The organism is Micromonospora maritima, assembly GCF_902825405.1.
GTDB classification, from domain to species: domain Bacteria; phylum Actinomycetota; class Actinomycetes; order Mycobacteriales; family Micromonosporaceae; genus Micromonospora; species Micromonospora maritima.
Map to the genome: position 1 here is coordinate 1 of NZ_CADEAU010000647.1, position 2,608 is coordinate 2,608.

Genomic DNA, 2,608 nt, shown 5'->3' on the forward strand with positions numbered 1-2,608 from the left:
CGGTGCGGTTGGGCGCCGGCCTGCTGGAGGCGGCGTCGGCCGGCTCGGCCGGCGACGCGCGGCGGGCCGGACGGCTGCTGGAGGAGGTGCTGGCGCTCGCCGAGCCGGAGGGCTTCCGGCGCGTCTTCACCCGGGCCGAACCGGAGGTACGGGACCTGCTCGCCTCGCACCTGGACTCCGGGACGGCGTACTGGGCGACGGTGAGCGACCTGGTCCGCGACGCGGACGCGCACCGGCCCGAGCCGGCACCGGACACCTCGGCGCGGGCCCTGGACGAGCCGCTCACCGAGCGGGAGCTGACCATCCTGCGCTACCTGCAGAGCATCCTGTCCAACGTGGAGATCGCCGCCGAGCTGTCGTTGTCGGTGAACACCGTCAAGACGCACGTGCGCAACATCTACCGCAAGCTCGACGCGACCCGCCGGCGCGAGGCCGTCCGGCGGGCGCGCGAGCTGCGCCTGATCTGACCGGTCAGGCGTTCGCGGCGGCGTCCACCACGGCGAGCAGCTCGGCCAGCTCGTAGCCGCCGTCGTGCCGGACGTCGTTGACGAACAGCGTCGGGGTGCCGTTCACCCCGCTGCGGATGCCGCCCACGAAGTCCTGCCGGACCCGGTCGGCGTGGGCCTGCCGGCCCACCTCCGCGCCGACCTCCTCGGGTGGTAGCCCGAGCTGCTCGACGCCGAGCGACAGGTGCACCGGGTCGAGCTGGTCCTGGTGCTCGTAGAGCCAGTCGTGCATCTCCCAGAACCGGCCCCGTTCGCCGGCCGCCTCGGCGGCCTCCGCCGCGCTCTCCGCGTACGGGTGGACGTTGGTGATCGGGAAGTGGCGGTACGCCAGCCGCACCACGTCGGCCCGCTGGCGCAGCACCTCGGCCAGGTTCGGGTACGCGGCGCCGCAGAACCGGCACTGGAAGTCGCCGTACTCGACGATGGTGACGGGCGCGTCGGCCGGTCCGCGGACGTGGTCGCGTTCGGTCACCGGGATCCGCAGCCGGGCGGTGGTGACCTGCAACGGCGTGGTCATCGCGCCCCCACCCGCCGATCCGTGCCCAACTGCTCCAGGGCGTCGAGGATGCCGTCCACGCCCGGGTTGACCTCGGGCGGGGAGAGGTGGCTCCAGGCCACCCGGCCGTCCGGGTCGATCACCACGAGCGCCCGGTCCGACTGCCCGCGCGGCGCGTACGCGCCGTACCGGCGGGACACCTCGCCCTTGGGCTCGAAGTCGGCCAGCAGCGGGAACCGGATGCCCCGGCTCTCCGCGAACGCCCGGTGCGAGTCGACGCTGTCCACCGAGATGCCCAGCAGCACCGCGTCGTACCGCTCCAGCTCGGGCAGGGCGGCCTGGTAGAGGGCCATCTGGTCGCCGCAGACCGGGGTCCAGTCGGCGGGGTAGAAGGCCAGCACCACCGGGCGGCCACGGAACTGCCCGGGGCCCACCTCCCGCCCGTCCGGCGACGCCGGCAGCGTGAACCCGGGCGCGACCTGCCCGGGTGTGATCAGCCCGTTCGGATCACTCATGCCTCCCACCCTGGCCCGCACCCGGGTGAGGGTGGCTCACCCGGGCCGGGTGGTTCGCAGGCTCAGCGCCGGACGGACAGGTGGTTGTGCACCTCCCGGATGCCGGGGGCGTTCCACACCACCCGCTCGATCTCCTCGCGTTCGGGTCCGGAGTGCACCACGCCCTCCAGCAGGACGGTGTCGCCGTGCACCCGGACGCCCACCTGCTCGGCCTCGGTGGCGCCGTTGCGGGCCAGCGCGTCCACGATCTGCTCGGCCAGGTCCCGCCCGTCCGCGCGGACCGCCGGCCGGACGGTGATCCCGTTGCTCAGCCCGCGTACGCCGGTGAGCCGGGCGATCGAGCGCTCGGCGGCCCGCCGCTGGTACTCCCACTCGACCTCGCCGTGCAGGGTGACCCAGCCGTCGGCGACGGTGACGTGCAGGGCCTCGACCGGCACGAAGGCGTCCCACTCCAGGGCGCGGGCGGCCGCGACGGCGATCTGCGGATCCTCCCGGCCGGCGGCGGTGTCGATCCGTACCGCGAGGTCGTTGGCGACGGCGCGGACCCGGGCGACCCGGTGCGCGGCCCGCTCGGCGGCCCACTTCTTGGCGTAGCTGTCGACGCGACCGGTCAACGTCACCACGCCGTCGGTGACGGTCACCCCGATCTCGTCGGGGCCCACCCGGGGTTCCCAGGTCAGCTCGTCGAGCACGGCGGACTGGATGTCCCGGTCCGTACGCGTGGTCGTCTCGGTAACCATCCGGCTTCCCTCCCCGTCGGTCGGCGGCGCGGGCACGTACTCCCGCAGCACCGATCCTGGGCCCGGACCGGGTGACCCGCCCTCACCCGGTCCGGGCGAGGAGCGGTCCGCCGGAGGGTGGAGACGCCGGTGGCCGCCCTGGGGGTCGAGGGGCGGCCACCGGCCGGCTCGTGGGTCCCGATCAGGGGTCGGGGGGCGGCCACCGGCCGGCTCGCAGGGTGCCGGTCAGCCGTCCAGGCCGGCGGGGGAGTTGGGCCGGTCGACGTCGACGAACTCGATCTCGTCGGCGGCACGTTCCCGGCTGCCGGCCGCGCGGGCGGCGGTGCCGGCGGCCCAGCCGACGGCGGCGCC

The 2,608-nt window shown here is 75.1% G+C and carries 4 protein-coding genes; 1 reads left to right on the plus strand and 3 read right to left on the minus strand.

Annotation, left to right across the window (positions count from 1 at the left end):
• Window positions 1–467: response regulator transcription factor (locus HUW36_RS30515; RefSeq protein ID WP_217428905.1), on the plus strand; the 467-nt coding region annotated here is incomplete at its 5' end.
• Window positions 468–471: 4 nt separating this feature from the next.
• Here HUW36_RS30515 and HUW36_RS30520 read toward each other — a convergent pair.
• The 3 genes from HUW36_RS30520 to HUW36_RS30530 form a co-directional block, all read right to left on the minus strand.
• The gene (locus HUW36_RS30520) at window positions 472–1,023 is read right to left on the minus strand and encodes a DsbA family protein (RefSeq protein ID WP_174531251.1); all 552 of its coding nucleotides are present in this window, start codon (window positions 1,021–1,023) and stop codon (window positions 472–474) included.
• Complete coding sequence (locus HUW36_RS30525; RefSeq protein ID WP_174531252.1) at window positions 1,020–1,517, minus strand: redoxin domain-containing protein; 498 nt, start codon at window positions 1,515–1,517, stop codon at window positions 1,020–1,022. The genes HUW36_RS30520 and HUW36_RS30525 overlap by 4 nt, the downstream gene beginning before the upstream one ends.
• A 62-nt stretch (window positions 1,518–1,579) precedes the next feature.
• Window positions 1,580–2,257, minus strand: a complete 678-nt coding sequence (locus HUW36_RS30530; protein WP_174531253.1) for a BON domain-containing protein — start codon at window positions 2,255–2,257, stop codon at window positions 1,580–1,582.
• Between the last annotated feature and the right edge of the window lie 351 nt (window positions 2,258–2,608).

Coding starts and splice junctions, on each gene's coding strand:
- HUW36_RS30520 (WP_174531251.1), bottom strand. CDS start 1,023: ATGACCACGCCGTTGCAGGTCACCACCGCCCGGCTGCGGATCCCGGTG.
- HUW36_RS30525 (WP_174531252.1), bottom strand. CDS start 1,517: ATGAGTGATCCGAACGGGCTGATCACACCCGGGCAGGTCGCGCCCGGG.
- HUW36_RS30530 (WP_174531253.1), bottom strand. CDS start 2,257: ATGGTTACCGAGACGACCACGCGTACGGACCGGGACATCCAGTCCGCC.